The organism is Halalkalibacter krulwichiae (assembly GCF_002109385.1).
Classification (GTDB): Bacteria; Bacillota; Bacilli; order Bacillales; family Bacillaceae_D; genus Halalkalibacter; species Halalkalibacter krulwichiae.
On sequence record NZ_CP020814.1, the window covers coordinates 2,369,560 to 2,387,024 of the forward strand.

General features: G+C 35.1%; 19 protein-coding genes and 1 pseudogene. 4 read left to right on the top strand and 16 right to left on the bottom strand.

The genetic code is table 11. The features are described from left to right. Positions 1-329: 329 nt before the first annotated feature. The 6 genes from BkAM31D_RS11910 to BkAM31D_RS23950 form a co-directional block, all read right to left on the bottom strand. The gene (locus BkAM31D_RS11910) at positions 330-1,385 is read right to left on the bottom strand and encodes a DUF3900 domain-containing protein (RefSeq protein WP_066149358.1); all 1,056 of its coding nucleotides are present in this window, start codon (positions 1,383-1,385) and stop codon (positions 330-332) included. A gap of 133 nt (positions 1,386-1,518) precedes the next feature. Then, a complete protein-coding gene (locus tag BkAM31D_RS23570) occupies positions 1,519-1,677 on the bottom strand; it encodes a hypothetical protein (RefSeq protein ID WP_157076731.1) in 159 nt (52 codons plus the stop codon). After that, entirely contained in the window at positions 1,667-1,807 is a 141-nt protein-coding gene (locus BkAM31D_RS23575; protein ID WP_157108285.1) for a hypothetical protein, read from the bottom strand. Before BkAM31D_RS23575 ends, BkAM31D_RS23570 begins: the two co-directional genes overlap by 11 nt. Before the next feature lie 111 nt (positions 1,808-1,918). Next, positions 1,919-2,614: a CDP-diacylglycerol--serine O-phosphatidyltransferase gene (gene pssA / locus BkAM31D_RS11915; protein ID WP_066149360.1), complete on the bottom strand. Its 696-nt coding sequence runs from the start codon at positions 2,612-2,614 to the stop codon at positions 1,919-1,921. Continuing rightward, positions 2,614-3,675, bottom strand: a complete 1,062-nt coding sequence (locus BkAM31D_RS11920) for an alanyl-tRNA editing protein (protein ID WP_180319875.1) — start codon at positions 3,673-3,675, stop codon at positions 2,614-2,616. The genes pssA and BkAM31D_RS11920 overlap by 1 nt, the downstream gene beginning before the upstream one ends. After that, positions 3,672-3,827 (bottom strand): hypothetical protein, encoded by a 156-nt coding sequence (locus BkAM31D_RS23950; RefSeq protein ID WP_180319876.1) that lies wholly within the window; start codon positions 3,825-3,827, stop codon positions 3,672-3,674. Before BkAM31D_RS23950 ends, BkAM31D_RS11920 begins: the two co-directional genes overlap by 4 nt. Before the next feature lie 107 nt (positions 3,828-3,934). Between BkAM31D_RS23950 and BkAM31D_RS11925 the strand changes: the two genes are divergently transcribed. Next, on the top strand, positions 3,935-4,363 hold the full coding sequence (locus tag BkAM31D_RS11925; protein ID WP_066149362.1) for a CBS domain-containing protein: 429 nt from the start codon (positions 3,935-3,937) through the stop codon (positions 4,361-4,363). Positions 4,364-4,483: 120 nt separating this feature from the next. Here the strand turns inward: BkAM31D_RS11925 and BkAM31D_RS11930 are convergent, their stop codons facing one another. Next, positions 4,484-4,687 (bottom strand): alpha/beta-type small acid-soluble spore protein, encoded by a 204-nt coding sequence (locus BkAM31D_RS11930; RefSeq protein WP_066149364.1) that lies wholly within the window; start codon positions 4,685-4,687, stop codon positions 4,484-4,486. A gap of 217 nt (positions 4,688-4,904) precedes the next feature. On the opposite strand from BkAM31D_RS11930, the gene BkAM31D_RS11935 reads away from it, so the two are divergent. Then, positions 4,905-6,140: an MFS transporter gene (locus BkAM31D_RS11935; RefSeq protein ID WP_066149366.1), complete on the top strand. Its 1,236-nt coding sequence runs from the start codon at positions 4,905-4,907 to the stop codon at positions 6,138-6,140. A gap of 61 nt (positions 6,141-6,201) precedes the next feature. On the opposite strand, the gene BkAM31D_RS11940 is transcribed toward BkAM31D_RS11935, so the two are convergent. The 3 genes from BkAM31D_RS11940 to BkAM31D_RS11950 form a co-directional block, all read right to left on the bottom strand. Next, positions 6,202-7,053: a 5'-3' exonuclease gene (locus BkAM31D_RS11940; RefSeq protein WP_066151045.1), complete on the bottom strand. Its 852-nt coding sequence runs from the start codon at positions 7,051-7,053 to the stop codon at positions 6,202-6,204. A 174-nt stretch (positions 7,054-7,227) separates the two neighbouring features. Next, the gene (gene zwf, locus BkAM31D_RS11945; protein ID WP_066149369.1) at positions 7,228-8,715 is read right to left on the bottom strand and encodes a glucose-6-phosphate dehydrogenase; all 1,488 of its coding nucleotides are present in this window, start codon (positions 8,713-8,715) and stop codon (positions 7,228-7,230) included. A 569-nt stretch (positions 8,716-9,284) separates the two neighbouring features. Continuing rightward, on the bottom strand, positions 9,285-9,998 hold the full coding sequence (locus BkAM31D_RS11950; RefSeq protein ID WP_066149371.1) for a class I SAM-dependent methyltransferase: 714 nt from the start codon (positions 9,996-9,998) through the stop codon (positions 9,285-9,287). 163 nt (positions 9,999-10,161) lie between these two features. Between BkAM31D_RS11950 and BkAM31D_RS11955 the strand changes: the two genes are divergently transcribed. Further along, complete coding sequence (locus tag BkAM31D_RS11955) at positions 10,162-10,407, top strand: hypothetical protein (RefSeq protein ID WP_174521893.1); 246 nt, start codon at positions 10,162-10,164, stop codon at positions 10,405-10,407. Positions 10,408-10,738: 331 nt separating this feature from the next. Here the strand turns inward: BkAM31D_RS11955 and BkAM31D_RS11960 are convergent, their stop codons facing one another. From BkAM31D_RS11960 to helD, 3 genes are all read right to left on the bottom strand, one after another. Next, positions 10,739-11,434, bottom strand: coding sequence for an MgtC/SapB family protein (locus tag BkAM31D_RS11960; RefSeq protein ID WP_066149377.1), 696 nt, complete (start codon positions 11,432-11,434; stop codon positions 10,739-10,741). A 238-nt stretch (positions 11,435-11,672) separates the two neighbouring features. Next, the gene (locus BkAM31D_RS11965; RefSeq protein ID WP_066149380.1) at positions 11,673-12,308 is read right to left on the bottom strand and encodes a CAP domain-containing protein; all 636 of its coding nucleotides are present in this window, start codon (positions 12,306-12,308) and stop codon (positions 11,673-11,675) included. 207 nt (positions 12,309-12,515) lie between these two features. Continuing rightward, positions 12,516-14,828, bottom strand: coding sequence for an RNA polymerase recycling motor HelD (helD, locus tag BkAM31D_RS11970; RefSeq protein ID WP_066149383.1), 2,313 nt, complete (start codon positions 14,826-14,828; stop codon positions 12,516-12,518). A gap of 212 nt (positions 14,829-15,040) precedes the next feature. On the opposite strand from helD, the gene BkAM31D_RS11975 reads away from it, so the two are divergent. After that, the gene (locus BkAM31D_RS11975) at positions 15,041-15,301 is read left to right on the top strand and encodes a hypothetical protein (RefSeq protein ID WP_066149386.1); all 261 of its coding nucleotides are present in this window, start codon (positions 15,041-15,043) and stop codon (positions 15,299-15,301) included. A gap of 75 nt (positions 15,302-15,376) precedes the next feature. On the opposite strand, the gene BkAM31D_RS11980 is transcribed toward BkAM31D_RS11975, so the two are convergent. From BkAM31D_RS11980 to BkAM31D_RS11990, 3 genes and pseudogenes are all read right to left on the bottom strand, one after another. After that, positions 15,377-15,982 (bottom strand): alpha/beta hydrolase, encoded by a 606-nt coding sequence (locus BkAM31D_RS11980; protein ID WP_066149389.1) that lies wholly within the window; start codon positions 15,980-15,982, stop codon positions 15,377-15,379. A gap of 7 nt (positions 15,983-15,989) precedes the next feature. Continuing rightward, positions 15,990-16,960 (bottom strand): annotated as a pseudogene (locus BkAM31D_RS11985) (ring-cleaving dioxygenase). Continuing rightward, the gene (locus tag BkAM31D_RS11990; RefSeq protein WP_066149395.1) at positions 16,957-17,400 is read right to left on the bottom strand and encodes a MarR family winged helix-turn-helix transcriptional regulator; all 444 of its coding nucleotides are present in this window, start codon (positions 17,398-17,400) and stop codon (positions 16,957-16,959) included. Before BkAM31D_RS11990 ends, BkAM31D_RS11985 begins: the two are co-directional and overlap by 4 nt. Positions 17,401-17,465 lie beyond the last annotated feature (65 nt).

The window sequence follows — 17,465 nt, forward strand, 5'->3', positions numbered from 1 at the left end:
CTTATTACAACACCTTATAAACCTTCATGTATCCGTCTAGAATATAAATTTATTAGAAGTAATTATTCATTTTGAATAAAATTCCACCGTTCCATTCAAAACGTTAGATTGACCATAGTTGTTTAACTTTTGCGAGAATGTCAAACAAATTGCTCTTAACCACAATCACATTAATTATAAATGGAAGCCGTATTTTACAGCGTTTGATTATTTGTTTGTATTTTATTTGGACTAACAGTGGTCACTTTTGCGGTCACTAAAATAGTCTAAACGCTTCTATTTTCAAGGTTATGGTACAGTCCATTATCCGATCAATCTCAAATTTACCGCTACCTCCCAATCTTCTTTAGCACCTCATCCAAAGGCTCCGGTTTCAAAAACTCCACTGGCGAAACACCCTTCTCAAACGTAAACGAATCCCCTTCAATCACAATCACATACTTCCCATTCACCTTCGCAATATGGAGACTTACTCCGAAATCAGATAACATCGCCTTCACATCAATATGGTCTAGCTTGAGCTTTAATTCAATTTCCGGCTGATGCTCGATTATTGGTGCAGAGGCCTCTACTACCTGCTCTGGCGTCCACTTTTCCTGCATCTCACGAACTGGTGTATTCGACCATGCTTCAATGTACTCTTCTTCTTGCTGACGCTCAGGACTCTCCTCTTGATACGTTTCTGCAATATGCTGTTGAGCCATCTGAATGACTTGTGTTTTCACAATCTCGGGCATCGATTGATGATACTCAACAAACTTCAAGAAGTCCTCAAAATACCTCGCATGAGACGATTGATGAATTTTCAACTCCCACTCCTCAAGCATGCCCTCTTCCGGCATGTAGGGGTACTGGATTGATTTCATATTTTTCGTTGTTATTGCCCTTTCAACGTGACGAATCATTGTTTTCTCATCAGTAATAGAGGCCACTTTTTGTTCAAAATCACATTTTAAGACAAATACAAAGGGCTCATCAAAATACTTATTAAACTTTGCTCTTAAAACAAGAAGCGCTCCACCTCTTATCGCACTTGTGTCCATATAGGCACGCACTAATTGTTCGCTATTGTCTTTGAAATCTTCTGAAGTCTGTGCTGTTCGAATCCGATTGAACATATTATAATTCGGATTTGTATCAAGATTATAACCTGGTTCAACGATAAATCTTCCAATCTTCGTCGGTACTTGATCTGACTTTGGATTCCTTTCTACTTTACGCTTCGCTACTTTCATTAATTCTCCATCTAAAAAATCCTTGAGTGTACTCTCTTCATAAGAAGCTTGATCGAGTGTTTGATAATGCTTAAACGCTTTATCAGCTTGTTCTCCTTGACCATCAACTTGCAACACAAAAAATGATAAATATTGTATATCAAAATCCATTCTCAAATCACCTATCGCATCATTGTTTGTAATTATAACTTCCGTATTATACCATCGTTTATTTAGGAAAAACATTAAAAAGAGAGACAATCATAACAAGATTGTCTCTCTTTTCATATCTTTCACATTCAGTTCAGCGATTATCAAAATATCTTTCAAGAATTCGTTTAATGTGATCTGTATGTTTTGACTGAATGTTATAGTGGTCTCCCAATAATTCAGTTACAAATTCTTCTTCTCCTTGGGATCGTATAAATCCAGCTACATCATCTATTTGCTCATTAGTCACCATTTACATAAACATCATATGTATCATGTGTTTCGTTGTTTACATTGTTATTCCCGTGAATGAGTCCAAAGAACGGAAGAGAACTACTTCCATTTGTATTGCCCATCACGCGATCGTTAATGTCTTCCATCATCTCACTCCTTTCTTTATTAGTGTTCGTTTCTTTCTCATATATACTCGTTTATTTTCTCAAAAGAGCACCTCTTTTTTAAATACAAAAATGAAAGGTAAGATTATCCATTCATCAATCTACATTCTTTTTATTTTTCCCTTTTACAAATCGATAGGCCAAAAAGGCAATGTAAAGTGGTGTAGCAATATAAATAAGATAAGGAAAAGGTCCATATGAACCTATGTAGATAATATATAATGAACATCCCAGGAAAATCGTTATAATGGTCCCATACTTAGGTAAAGGAATTTCTTTAAGGCTTGGTATGCGTATCTTACTTACCATCAAAAAGCACAAAGCCGTAAAGACAACTGTTGTAATAATATTAGGTACAAGATCCCCAAATAAAGTTAGAATAGCTAATATACCACCTGCTGCTGTAATAGGAACCCCCACGAAATAATGTAGAGATGATTTGTTTGTACTAACATTAAACCTTGCCAATCTAAAAGCACCGAATAACGGAAATAAACCGGCTACCATAATCCCTAATAAATCAAACTGATAAAAATATGTATAGAAAACTAAAAATGATGGGGCAACTCCAAAAGTTACGATGTCAGCTAATGAATCCAATTCCTTACCTAAAGCACTATCCGCTTTTAACATCCTTGCTAACCTACCATCCATACTGTCAAGCATCATCCCAATTAATATTAATATAGCGGCATTTCTATACTGTCCACTTGCAGCATATCCAATCGATAAAAAGCCACAATATAGGTTTCCTAATGTAAACATGTTCGGAATACTTTTCGTAATACGCATTACCTATCCTCACAATCCTCTCTTGCTTGCTGCTTTTTTAGTAGCTCATGAAATAAATTTACTATTTCATCTGTTGTTAAAGTCGTCTCACCACCAGCTTGAACAAAGGTCTCGCTTCCTCCACCTTTCCCATTAATGAGAGGAAGAATTTGCGAAATGATGGCTTTAATATTCATTAAAGAGTTTTTTCCTTTTGTTGCAACGATTTGAATCCGCTTATCATTCAATGAAGCAAAAAATACAGAAGCATCATTCGATTCTCTAACGAGAACTTGGGCAATTATTTTCAATTCATTTATTGAACGATTATTATATATTTTAATAATTGGACTTTGATTATTTTGTAATTCACGAGCTTCCCTAGAAAGCAACTCATTTTCGAGCTGTTTTACTTTTTGTTCAAGTTCTTTTTGATTATCCAGGACCCTCTTTACTGCTTCTGGGATTTGATGTTCAGGACTTGAAAGCATTGTCGTTAACTCCATTAGAGTTGTATGCTTTTGATTCATTTGTTTTAATACACGGTAACCACATACAAACAATAGGCGAACCATTTTTTTATGTCTTTCCCAACCTAAAATCTTTATTGCCATCACTTCCCCTGTAGAAAGAGGATGTGTACCACCACATGGGTTATAATCAATTGAAGGAATCATTACTAAGCGAATATCTTCATTAACAGAAGGTTCTTTACGAAGTTGATATTGCTTTGTTTCAGACATCTTAATCCATTTCGACTTAATTGGATAATTGTTTAAAATGATCTGATTTGCTCGCTTCTCTACCTCATTAATTTCAATATCGGTAAGCTCTTCTACATTTAAATCAATGGTTAAGAGATCTTTTCCGAGATGAAAACTAATGGTTTTATAACCAAAAATATCTTCTAAAACAGCGGATAGTATATGCTGTCCAGCATGTTGTTGCATATGATCGAAACGTCTTTCCCAATTAATGACGCCTTCTATTTGGTTTCCTTCCAATTCATCAACTGGACGATCAAGGAAATGTCTTATCTCTCCATTCACACTTTGTACATCTAACACTGGTATTCCATTCACTTCGCCAATATCATGGGGCTGTCCTCCCCTGTAGGATAGAATGCTGTTTGATCTAAAACAACATAACATTCCTCTTCTGCATGCATTACTTTAGTAATCGTAGCTGTGAATTTGTTTTCATACGCATCTATATAATACAATTTCTTCGTCATATCCATTCTCCATTCTAAAAACAACCTAATTACAATAGTAGCATTAAACTCTCTTCGTATAAATAGTAAGACTTTAGAGATACTTTTTTATGAAGGGAGTGTTTTAAATGACACAAAATATTAGTGAAATTATGTCAAAGGATGTTGTGACCATAAATTTTGATCAATCTATTCAAGAAGCAGCATCATTAATGAAATCTTATGATATTGGTTCGATTCCGGTTGTTAAAAATGGTCAACTTGTTGGAATTATTACAGATCGTGATATTACTCTTCGCTCTACTGCAAGTGGTAAAGATAGCCATATTTCAGTTAAAGAATGCATGTCAACAAATTTAACTGTTGCTTCACCTTCAACAGACCCACATGAAGCTGCAAACATAATGGCGCAACACCAAATTCGTCGCTTACCTGTCGTCGAGAATGGTCAAATTGTCGGAATCGTAGCAATAGGCGATTTAGCAACTGAGAATATCTATGAGAATGAAGCCGGTGAAGCATTATCAGAAATCTCAGAACATCACCATAATCAATAAAGATAAACGTACTGAAAAATCCGAGAGCCTTTTTGAGGGGATTTATCTCACAAAAGGCTCTGCTTGTTTTAGTTAAACAAATAAAAACAGGTTGGAAATGTTCCAACCTGTTAAGCCAAATTATTCATTGATTCCATTAAACTGCTGTTCTGCTTGTTGAACAAGACGTTTTGTTATCTCTCCACCAACAGAACCATTAGCACGAGCAGTCTCGTCAGACCCTAAACGAACCCCAAACTCCTCAGCGATTTCATATTTCATTTGATCTAAAGCTTGCTCAATTCCTGGTACAAGAAGCTTATTGCTACTAGAGTTATTAGCCATTTTCTTCACCTCACTTGATCTGTTGTAGTCCTATCGTTTGTAAAGATCCGTTTTCCTATGTAAGAAGAAGGTTGGTAATATGTTGAATTTTTCATCATGAGGACAAACAGTCTCAATCCTCTTTTTTTTAATTATTTTAATTTTCTAACACTAAAAATAGACCTTCATGATATAATCTCACTAAAGATTATTTCGCCCCTAGAAAGAAGGTATATTGATGGAAGCTAAACAAATTAAGACTGCTTCTACACCATTACAATCAAAAACATCTTATAGAATCTTACTTATTATTGGTTTTGTTCATTTGCTTAATGATGCTATTCAAGCTCTTGTACCTGCAATGTTTCCAATCTTACAGCAATCAATGGGATTAACCTTTACACAGTTAGGTTTAATTGCTTTTGCTTTGAACCTTACCTCTTCACTTATTCAACCCTTTGTTGGCATTTATACAGATAAGAAACCTAGCCCTTACGCACTACCTATTGGATTATGCTTTACTTTAATTGGAGTATTTGGGATTGCTTTAGCACCTTCCTTTTGGTTTGTGATCATTTCTGTCTTATTTATTGGTCTAGGATCAGCTACCTTCCATCCAGAAGGCTCACGGGTCGCTTATATGGCTGCTGGTAACCGACGTGGTTTAGCGCAATCCATTTATCAAGTTGGTGGGAATGCTGGTCAAGCATTAGCCCCGTTGATTACAGCTCTAATACTTGTTCCCCTAGGGCAGTTTGGCTCGATTTGGTTTACAATAATTGCTGCTTTAGCAATAATTATGCTACTTTACATAGCACGTTGGTATAAATTTAAAATGACCGAATTTAATAACAACAAAAAATCTAGTCAAGAAAAGACAAATCATTCGAGTGATTCCAGCAAAAAGGTGATAACGTTCGCAGTTATTTTGCTTATCTTTTTAGTTTTTGCTCGTTCATGGTTTCATGCCGGCATTTCAAACTTTTATGCTTTTTACGTAATTGATCAATTTGGCTCAACGATTGCACAAGCACAAGTTTATTTATTTGTTTTTTTAGCGGCTGGTGCTATCGGAACGTTTGCTGGCGGACCGCTTGCCGATAAATATGGTAAGCGAACCATTTTAATCTTTTCTATGCTTGGCTCAGTACCTTTTACACTCCTTTTGCCTCATATTGGTCCAATCTCTGCTTACTTTGTAATATTTTTAATTGGTTTTATTATTTTATCAAGTTTCTCTGTATCTGTTGTGTATGCGCAAGAGCTTGTACCCGGGCGGATAGGTTTAGTTTCTGGACTCATTGTAGGATTAGCTTTTGGGATGGGAGCGATAGGTTCAGTTGCATTAGGAATCCTTGCTGATCTTATTGGTCTTCAAAAAACTTTTATTATCATTACAAGCCTCCCAATCATTGGTTTATTAACTTTTTTCCTGCCTTCTGATAAATGGATTAAAAATAACAACCAAAAATAAAGAGCTGATTCAAGAGGTAGTACAACCTCTTGAATCAGCTCTTTGATACATCGTAAAAATGTTAAATCAAAGATCCTTGTACGGAAAGAATCTTGTCCAGATTTTTCAATTCTAGTTCATTAAATTTATTCACCATTTTGCCGTGTTCTATATTGAATTTTGCTTCATCTAAGGAACAACATACATCAACTGAACAATTAATTTCTGCTAATTTCCTGCATAGATGCAGCATTTCAAGGTCATTCTCAATTTTTTGTTTTTGTGATTTTGTTAAGCTGTCTAAATTATCAAGGATTCCTTCGATACTTTCATAGGTTTGTAGTAATTTTAGAGCGGTCTTTTCACCAATTCCTTTAACACCAGGATAATTATCACTACTATCTCCCATAAGTGCCTTTAAATCAATCATTTGTCTAGGGTTAATTCCTTTTTCTTCAAGAAATAAAGCCTCGTTATAAACTGCATAATTGCCGTATCCTTTTTTAAGTAAGATAACGGAAATATTCTCTTTTAGAAGCTGTAGAATATCTTGATCGCCTGTGAGAATGTACACTTCTGAATCCTCACTTAATGTTTGAGCTAATGTTCCAATACAATCATCAGCTTCATAACCCACTAATCCGATATTAGGAATATCTAATTCTGTTACGACTTCTTTTACTAAATCAAATTGTGGAACTAATTCAATTGGTGGTTCTCCACGATTTGCCTTATAATCAGAATACAATTCTGTACGATACGTTTTGCTTCCCATATCCCAACAGCATACTACGTGGGAAGGCTTGAACTCATTAACCGCTGTAAACAAGTGTTTAATAAATCCATGTATCGCATTTGTCGGTACTCCATTGCTATTAATCATATAATACCCACTCATAGCAGTAGCAAAAAAAGAGCGAAACAATAAAGCCATCCCATCTACTAATAGTACTTTGTCTTTTTCCACTTTAATAACCTCTCCTTTATAACGGAAAAGACATGTGGGTTACACATGCCTCTTTACGATTCCAACCATTTTATTTACTTATTGTACTATAAATTACTGTTGATATGTCGATTCAATTATTGCCATTATTTTAGGATCAATTTAATTGCGCATATTTGTGATCGGCCACCAATGAAAACCATCTTTCTTTAACAAATCATCTGCTTCCTTCGGTCCCATTGTTCCCGATTCATACGTCGCAAGGTGAACATCTTTACTCTCCCATGCCTTTGAAATGGAGTCGATAAATGTCCATGATAGATCAACCTCATCCCAATGTGCAAAGTTCGTTGCATCCCCTTGAATACAATCATAAATTAAACGTTCGTATGCTTCCGGCGTGTTTGATGTATCCACACAATCATGACAATAGTCTAATTGAACTGGTGTCGTTTCACCTGAAGTACCAATCTTCTTCCCATTTAGATGAAGGGTAAGACCTTCATCAGGTTGAATTGAAATAATTAGTAAATTCGAATACATTTTTGAGTCTTCGTTGTAATATAAGTTCATAGGTCTATCTTTAAATTGAATGACAATTTTAGTTGATTTTTCCTTCAATCTTTTCCCTGTACGAATATAGAATGGCACACCTGCCCAACGGTGATTATCAATTAATAATTTACCAGCTACATATGTTTCAGTAAAAGATTCAGGGTTTACATTTTTTTCTTCTCGATAGCCAATTACATTACCTTCATCAACGTTTCCTGCTTCATATTGTCCCCTAACGAAGTAATTAGGAACTTGCTCAGGAGTTAAGTCTCTCAAAGCACGTAATACTTTAATTTTTTCACTTCTAATTTCATCAGTAGTTAATTTAATTGGTGGTTCCATAGCAAGTAGAGAGACCATCTGAAGCATATGGTTTTGAACCATATCACGAAGAGCTCCTGATGTTTCGTAATAACCGCCACGGTCCTCTACTCCCAATGTTTCACTTGATGTAATTTGAATATTAGATATGTATTGATTATTCCACAATGGTTCAAAAATAGCATTGGCAAATCGAATGACTTCAATATTTTGAACCATATCTTTACCAAGATAGTGGTCAATCCGATAAATTTCGTCTTCTCTAAACGCTTGACGAATTTCATTATTTAGCTTTTCTGCCGATGGTAGATCTCTTCCAAAAGGCTTTTCGATGATTAGTCTAGTCCATCCGCTTGTTTCCGTTACTTTTTCTTCTTTTAAATTTTGAGCGATTGTACCAAAGTACTCAGGAGACATCGCCATATAGAAAATCCGATTTCCAGGTATCCCATAGTCACGCTCTAATTGTTGTAATAACGAATCTAGATCATGATAAGATGCTTTATTTGTCACATCAAATGGCAAATAATAAAAATGAGAACAAAACTTTTTAATTAGTTCTTCACTTTCATTCTTCGGCAAGGAATCAGTTACCTTTTCTCGAAGAACTTCATCTGTCCAATCTCTTCTTGCAACACCAACTACAGCAAACTCCTCTGATAGCTTTCCCGCTTTATATAATTTAAAGATGGACGGGAATAATTTTCTTTTTGCTAAATCCCCCGTTACACCAAAGATCACTAAAGTTGTTTTAGGATTATTCGTATTTGTCATGTTATTCCGGCCTCTCTTTACTTAGTTCCTATAAAAAAAGTAACTCAAATGAACATCAGAAGTCAACTTTTCAGTTCTGATATTACTTTACTGTTAATAATCGATTGTTTCAACTTAAAAAATAAAAAAAATGTCTAACCAGGGAGAAGGCAGCCGGTTACCTATAGGAGGAAAAAGGAAATAATCTTTTTTTATTTATTAATTTGCACCACTCTAGCCATATTATCTTTAAATATTAATTAAAGTTTTTATTCCTCATCATTCTCATTTACAGACAAATACAGCATGAAGGCACTACTGTATTATTACACTTTTGCATTAAAGGTAGTTTCTGTCTCTTTTAGCAACTACCTTTATTGCTTTTATTGTTCTATATTAAACTTCTCTTTGCAATTCTAGTTCATTTACCTTCCGTATTTCATTTTTATAACTCTTTATCTATACGGAACCCTTTAATCAATTTATTATACAAATAAAATGTCGAGATACCTTCTCTTATAGAAAATAAAATAAAAATTTTAAATTAATTGTTCTTACTATTCGTTGCTAATTACCAAACCCACATAAAATTAGTCATTTTTCTTATGGCAACGCAATACCACATTCCCGATTTTCCCTTTAAAATCTGACATTAATTTTTCATGTTCATCTAAAATATCAAAGAGTAGCGGGTCTATACTAGGCTTTAGTTCCAATTCAATTCCTTCATTCTCTTGTGAATCATTAAACATTAGTCTCTCAATTCTAATATAACCATGATTTATAAGAAGATCTACCCAGTCGCTATCCTGATTACATTCTGAAAATTGATAGAAATCTTTTAGTCTAGTTTGTTCTTCTTTACTGATAGATTGAAGCACAATCATTTCATTTAAAATAAGCGTTCCGCCTTTTTTAAGGGTTCGCATACACTCACTTAAAGCCTTCGTGATATCAACAAAGGAAAGTACAGATTCAACCACGATTAAATCGAATGTTTCTTTCTTAAAGGGTAGGTTTTCAACAGATGCCATAAGAATCTTAGCATTTAAATTCTGATTAGCGATACGATCTTTCGCTTTTTTCACCATCGTCGAATGATTATCAACTCCATAAATATTGCATTTATACGTATTGGCTAAATGAACAACTGTCCCACCTAAGCCACAACCAAGATCTAACACTGTCTTTGTTTCATCAAGGTCTTCGTTTTCAAACATTTTATATGAACTCGCTGCACCACCCGGATGTGCATGATTCACTTCAAGTTCAGCTAAGAAATCTAAATAGCTGTATTTTCTCATTACTCACACCATCCTTTATACCTAGACTATGTTCTTTTTCCTCATGTTGTTCATTTGGACAATCGCTCATATTTGTCTATTTATAGGCCTTATTACAAACAAAACTCTATTTTTACTAATAAGATAGAATTGAAACTTTAGTTTTTAGAAAGGAGCGATTGTCATGTCTTACTATGATTTATGTTGTAGATATCACGGGAAAGTTGTAACGATTACTTGCTTAGACGGAAGAAGATACTCTGGTAAAATTACACATGTTACAGATACTCATGTATACCTTCAACCAACAGGAAACTTTGGCGGGTTTGGGTATGGATGGGGCTATTATCGCCCTTGGGGTTGGGGAGTGCCAATTGCATTAGCTGCTATTGGTGGTTTTGCCCTAGGTGCAGCATTATTTTGGGTATAGCTGAATGAAAAGGGTAAGGCTGGGACATAACTAGAGTGTTTTATTGACAAATCTGGTCATAGTAACGTATATTTCCGGTGCGGATGCTAAGTAACGACGTCATTACGGTCGATTTTTCATTAATAAAACCTCTATTGTCCCGGCTTCTTTTTTAATTTTATAAAGATATAGTGTTACAAAGAGGAATTTTAATAGTAATAGCCTATGCCTCTTCTTATTGTTCTGTTTGGGCTTAAATCTAACTATGAAATAAAACTACGGTAAATGAAATTTACAAGCCCACATGAAAAAATCGCATTGAATTCTCGTCCAATACGATTTGTCAGAATGCTTATAATGATTCGATATCGACTCCATCGACATACTCCATTTGTTTTAACGTATAGTAAACATCGGTTGTATAAATCTTTTCATTAACAAGAAGTATGACATCCATTTGTTTTGCTTCACTGTCTTTTAAATCTTTTACTCGTACTTTCTTTGCTTTCATATGATTTTGTTTTAATTCTTTTAAAATGGCCGTTAATTGATTTTCAGAATGTACAATGATTCTTGCCTTTAGTTCCTTCTCTCGCAATGCTCTTGGCCCAATAAATTTAAATAAGAATGGTAAGATTTCAACACTAATTAACAGCAAGACGGTTGCTATTATTGCTTCTAGCCAAAATCCAGCTCCTGAGGCGATTCCTATTCCTCCTGCTCCCCAGATCATAGCTGCTGTTGTTAGTCCTGAGATCATATCATTATTCCGTCTTAAAATGACACCGGCACCAAGAAACCCAATTCCAGAAACGATCTGCGCAGCTAGACGTAATGGATCCATCGGTTTGCTTAATTCTTGTGAATAATGTTCTGCTCCAATAATTGAAACATGTGTGAGTAAGCAACTCATAATTCCAATAACAAGGCATGTTTTTAACCCAAGCGGTTTTCTTTTTAATTCTCTTTCCAATCCAATAACAATACAAAGAATAGTCGCAATCATTAGTTTAAATATAAAGCTATTTGGTTCCATTTCAAAAATCATTTCATTCCCCCAACTTTTTTCTACTACATATTCGGTTAATAGGAGAAGAATTCCTTTTTAATCATCATAATGTTTTCGTTAAACCGACCTGTTAAAACGTCGTTTCTTTTATTAAAGGTGCCCATTTTTAAAAAGAGGGTGTCTTAAATGGTCATCTATAGTCCATTTAAGACACCCTCGAAACAATAGCAAAGCTATTATCATCTTTTAAGCTTTTACTAAAGTTTCTATCTTTCAATTAATTTGTCTGGATAAACATTTGAACCCACGCACCATGATAGAAGCCAACACCGATAGCATTATACTCCGGTTTTAAAATATTTTGTCTATGACCAGGTGAATTCATCCAATCTCTCATGACTTGTTCAGGGGTTGTTTGTCCTTTGGCAATATTTTCACCAGCTGAACGATAACTAATTCCAAACGTTCGAAGCATGTCAAAAGGAGAACCATAGTTAGGACTATTATGCGAAAAATAATTTGCGTTAATTAAGTCCTCTGCCTTCTTATGTGCAACATTTTTCAAATCAGCACGGTGCTGCAATGGTTGTAGACCACGTTGACGTCTTTCTTGATTGACTAAAGACACCACTTGATCCTCAAAAGCACTATGATGCGATGCCTCAGGCTTTAAGCGGATGACTTCGCCCACTTGCATGTTCGTTGGTACAACATCAGGATTTAAGCGCATTAGTTCACGATAATCAAGACCATACCGTTGTGCAATAAACCAGAAGGTGTCACCTCTTGATACTTTATAATGAGAAAAAGGTGGTTCATTAAACATCTTAACTGCTGCGTCTGCTTGAGGTTGAACTGAGAAGATTGACATCATCAGAACAATACCAAGCATAAATACGTTTACTCGTTTCATTTCATACCTCCGCTAAATGTTTTGTTCAATTATATTTTCTCTACCTTGAACAAAACGATGCACAGAAACGGTAAATTTCCAATGTTAATTTTATTAATTTCTTTGAGCAAAAAAATAAGCCAAGTCGAACTAAAGCCCTTTTACCCTATTCTGTCAAGTTGTATAACATTTCTTACCATTCATTCTGTTTCAAGAAATCATACCAAGCTATTCTATTTGCTTTTCAAATGAAGTACTTGGACAGTTCAATAGTAAAGGGCTTACTGTATCATGATAAAGTAATTCCAGAGAGTGCATAGCCCTCGTGCAAATTGTATAAAGTAACTTACTTTCATTTTTATTTGCATAAATTGATGAAGATACATTCGGAATTATTACAGCATCAAACTCTACCCCTTTTGCAAGGTAAGAGGGGATAATCAACACACCAGAATCGAAGCCTGCAGAATCCTTTGTGATTAACCGTACATCTAACTCTTTATGCAATGCATTAAATAATGTTTCACTTTCTGCTTTTGTCTTACAAATAACCGCAACTGTTCCATATGATTCGAGCTTTATCTTAATTCGTCTCGAAAGTGCCAGGATTAAGTCTTTCTTATCTTTCACTTTTATGACTTTAGGCTTTTCACCATTTCGATTAAACGGTTCAATCGATGCTTGCACAATATGTTTAGCAAATTCAATAATCTGACTCGTAGAACGATAGCTCTGTTTCAAATCATATTTAATGATTTCGCTCGACAAAAATAACGTTTCAAGTGTCAGAAAGCTACTCGTGTTGGAATGCGCATAAATCGATTGGTTAAAATCTCCTAACACTGTCCATTTTGCGCGCGGAAACATCTGTCTAATAAAGGCAAATTGAAACGGTGAATAATCTTGAGCTTCATCAATAAAAACATGTTTAATCAGTGTGTTTATTTGGAAACCTTCCAATTTTCCTTTTAAATATAAGTATGGAGTTACATCCTCATAAAGAAAAAACTTTTCTTTAATTTGTTCAACCGTTGTGGAACAAATTTCAGGCCAATGTGTCATGAATTCATTTAATTCCTTTTTGAATAAATTCAAGTAAATAGATGTAACATCTAGAAAGCGAAATTGACTAATGGAATCCCTTACTCTTTTCAGTTTACGCTTTACAACTAACGCTCGTAACAATTCTTGCTCTCGCTCATACTGATAGAATACATCGGATTCTTTTTGTTTCTCTTTTTCAACCTTGTTGTGAACCTTCGTTAAAACTTCTATGTCTAATAACTCTATTTCCCGATCAACCCACTCTTGTTTTTGTTCATTAAGTTCAAAAGCCCTTACTTCTTTTAACAATTGTTCAGAGACTATATGTAGTCTATTTGGGATTGGGATCGTTCGATCAATTCGATAAAAATATTTTTCGATTTTTGCTTTTGAAAATAGAGTATCTTCACGAAAGATAATATCTTTAAAAATCATTCCACTTGAACTTAATGAATCGATTAAATGGTCAATATAATTTATAAATTGAATAGAAGATTTCACTTTAATTCCTTCAATCCGTGCAGCATATTGTGGGTCTTCTTTTCTATGTAGGACATACTCCATTTGATCAAACTGATCTTCTAGACGCCAATTAGAACCTAATCTATGTTGCAAATAAGACTGAAATGTTGTCTGCTGCATATTTTCTTCTCCGAGCTCTGGAAGGACCGTTGAAATATAACTCGTAAATAAAGGATTTGGAGAGAACAGAACAATCTCATCAGCCGAAAGAGTGTCACGGTAACGGTAAAGTAAGTAAGCAACTCTTTGTAAGGCCGCTGATGTTTTTCCACTTCCTGCTACTCCTTGTACAATTAATAGACGGCCTTTTTCATTACGAATAATTTGATTTTGTTCTTTTTGAATAGTAGCAACGATATTCTTCATCTCAGAATTTGATTGATTGCCCAACACTTCCTGAAGCAATTCATCTCCAATTGTAATTCCAGTATGAAACATATGTTGGATCTTACCATTTTTTATAATAAACTGTTTCTTAACTTTAATATCTCCAGCAATCGTTCCCATTGGGGTGTCGTATTGTCCCGCGCCAACTCCATAGTCATAATACAAACTAGATATTGGAGCACGCCAATCATAAACGTAAAATTCCATTCCTGTCTGATCAACAAAAGACGAAGTTCCAATATAAATTGACTCAGAATTGCTCTCACCATTTTCTAAAAAATCGATCCTTCCGAAATAAGGAGAATGTTTTAACTTGTGTAGATTGTTTAATTGTTTAATGTCGTGCTTATGCCTTCTTTCGCTCTCTGACATAAGTTCAGCCTGTTGTTTAATACTTGCAAATGTTTCGGCTGCCTCTTCAGCATTATCTAAATTAACGGTTACATCTTCCCAGAAATTTTTTCGAATATTGATTACATCGGTTTTAACGTCACCGAGTTTTTCTTTTAAGTCATGTTCCCTTACTATCACTTCACTTAATACAAAATCCACACGTTCCTGCTCTTCTTTCCATTCTTTTTTGTTCATTCGCACACTCCATATGAAAGGATTTGGTTACATTAGTGGTATATAACAAATTCAATAAAGATATGTAAACATCCTTCAAAAATTTTAGTGAGTAACCGTTTTCTAAGCTATTTACGAATCGACTTATTAAACTCAATCTTCATTGGATAAAAAAGAACCTTATGAATAATGGTGTTCAACGCGAACAAGCTAATAGAAAAGGAGGCTCACTTATGTCAGACACTTATATTCAAAGCATTCTTAACCAAGTTCAAAAAACAATTGATCAATCTCTTACTGAATTAATGGAGGTTAAAATGATACGTGAAAATGACCCAACTGAATTTTCGTATCTACAACATGAATTAAACGAACTTGAAGAGAAACTAGCCTCTCTATTACAAGATCAAAATTGCAGCTCTTATTACCCAAGTTTACAAGACGCTCATAAACGAATTTGTGAAGTGCAAGATATTATGATTAAAGGGATCTAAACAGCTTAAAAAAGCCGCTGAAAAAGAGAGATGACCTCTTTTTCAGCGACTTTCCTTTCAGCCCGCTCCCTTTCACTAATAGTGCTCATTGAACCATGCTTGCGCTTGTTCTACTTCTTCCCTTACTAATTGATGACCACCCTCTACCCAATACTCTGTTACATTTGCATTAGCCTTTTGCAAGTTATCGATTAACTCTTTTGTTTCATTAAACGGTATGAGCGGATCCCGTTTACCGGCTCCTACAAATACATTGACATTTGATAGATTTGGCAATTGCACTTCGCGTCTTGGTACCATCGCATGGAATAATATTGCTCCATTTAATGCTTTTTCATGATGATACATCATACTCGCCGCAATATTTGCTCCGTTCGAATAGCCAATAGCTACAACCTGATTGCGATCAAATTCGTATTCCTCCGCTTTTTCATTTACAAATTCATTTAATTCATTGGTTCTAAATAGTAAATCTTCCTCATCGAACACTCCTTCGGACAGACGTCTAAAAAAACGAGGCATACCATTTTCTAAAACGTTTCCTCGTACACTTAAGACTGATGCACCTGGTGCGATCATATCGACTAATGGTAATAGGTCATGCTCATTTCCGCCTGTTCCATGTAGTAATAGAAGTGTTGGGCCACCCTTGTTTATTCCCTTTTTAAACAAATGTTTCATCTGCACATTACTCCTTTGTTTGTAATGGTTTTAATTTCGCTTCAATTTCAGTTCTTCGACTTTCAAAATATGGAGGTAGTGACAACTTTTCTCCTAAATGTTCAAACGCTTCATCCGCCTCAAAGCCAGGACCATCCGTTGCAAGTTCAAATAGAATTCCATTAGGTTCTCGAAAATATAGAGATTGAAAATAGTATCGTTCTACAAACCCTGAAGTTGGAATTCGTCTTTTCTTCAAATAGTCAACCCAACCTCTTAATTCTTCTTCAGATTCTACCCTGAAAGCAACATGATGTACGCTCCCTCGTCCTGGTCGCTCGCGTTTGTCCTCTCCATTTTCTTCAAGGAATATTTCTGCCCCCGCTCCACCTTCACCTGTTTCAAATACCCGAAGCTTTCGATCTTGAAATGTGAATGGGTTTTTTTCTTTAAAACCTAATACATCCGTTAGAACGTTCGCGGTTAAGTCAGCTTTGGAAACCGTTAATGTTATTGGTCCTAAACCAATAATTCCATGTTCAACAGGCACAGAGCTTTTATGCCATGGCGTTCCCCTGCTACACCATGATTTGTTTCATCTGATACAAGCTCTAATCTTTGTCCTTCAAAATCAAGAAACGATAATGATTGACGTCCATACTTTGTCACTATTGAGTCCTGTTTAACATTGTATGTTTCAAAACGATTTTTCCAATATGTAATTGATTCATCTGTCGGAACTCGTAATGAAGTTAAAGAAATGCTATTTGTGCCATGATACGTATGTCCAGCGAATGGAAGCTCAAAAAAAGTAAGATCGGTTCCAGGGTTCCCTCTTTCATCTGCATAGAACAAATGATATACCGATGTGTCATCTTGATTTATTGTTTTTTTCACAAGTCTTAAACCAAGTATTTTCGTATAGAAATGATAGTTTTCTTTCGCATTCGCAGTAATTGAAGACACATGATGTTGTCCTAACAAAGGTTTCATAATCATTCTTCCCCCTCCATATTACGTCTAGCTTTCTTTAATAAATATAGTAAATGCTTTTGCTCCTTTTCAGTGAGACCTGAAAATTGTTCTGCTTGATAGGCTTCTTGTTTAGGGACGAGTTCTGCATATACCTTTCTACCTTCAGATGTTAAAGAGATATGCTTCGTTCGCCATTCTTGTTTTTTTTCAACAAGTCCACTTTTCTCCATTTTAGAGAGCATTTGTGTAATATTCCCTTTCGTCACAAGTAGTTTATCCGCTAGATCTTTCTGTGAGATTGGTTGATGGGCTCCAATTTGGACAAGTAGATCAAACTGTGCAATGCTTAATCCCCATTTTTTTAAATGTTGATTAGATCGTCTGTTACTAAGGTGATAACATTGAGCTAAGCGGTACCATAGTAGAACCCCCAGTCTTTTTTGTTTTGAACTTTTAACAGACATTTATGTGCCTCACTCCTTTTCCTTCCATACGTATCAGTTTATAACTAAACTGATACAATGTAAAT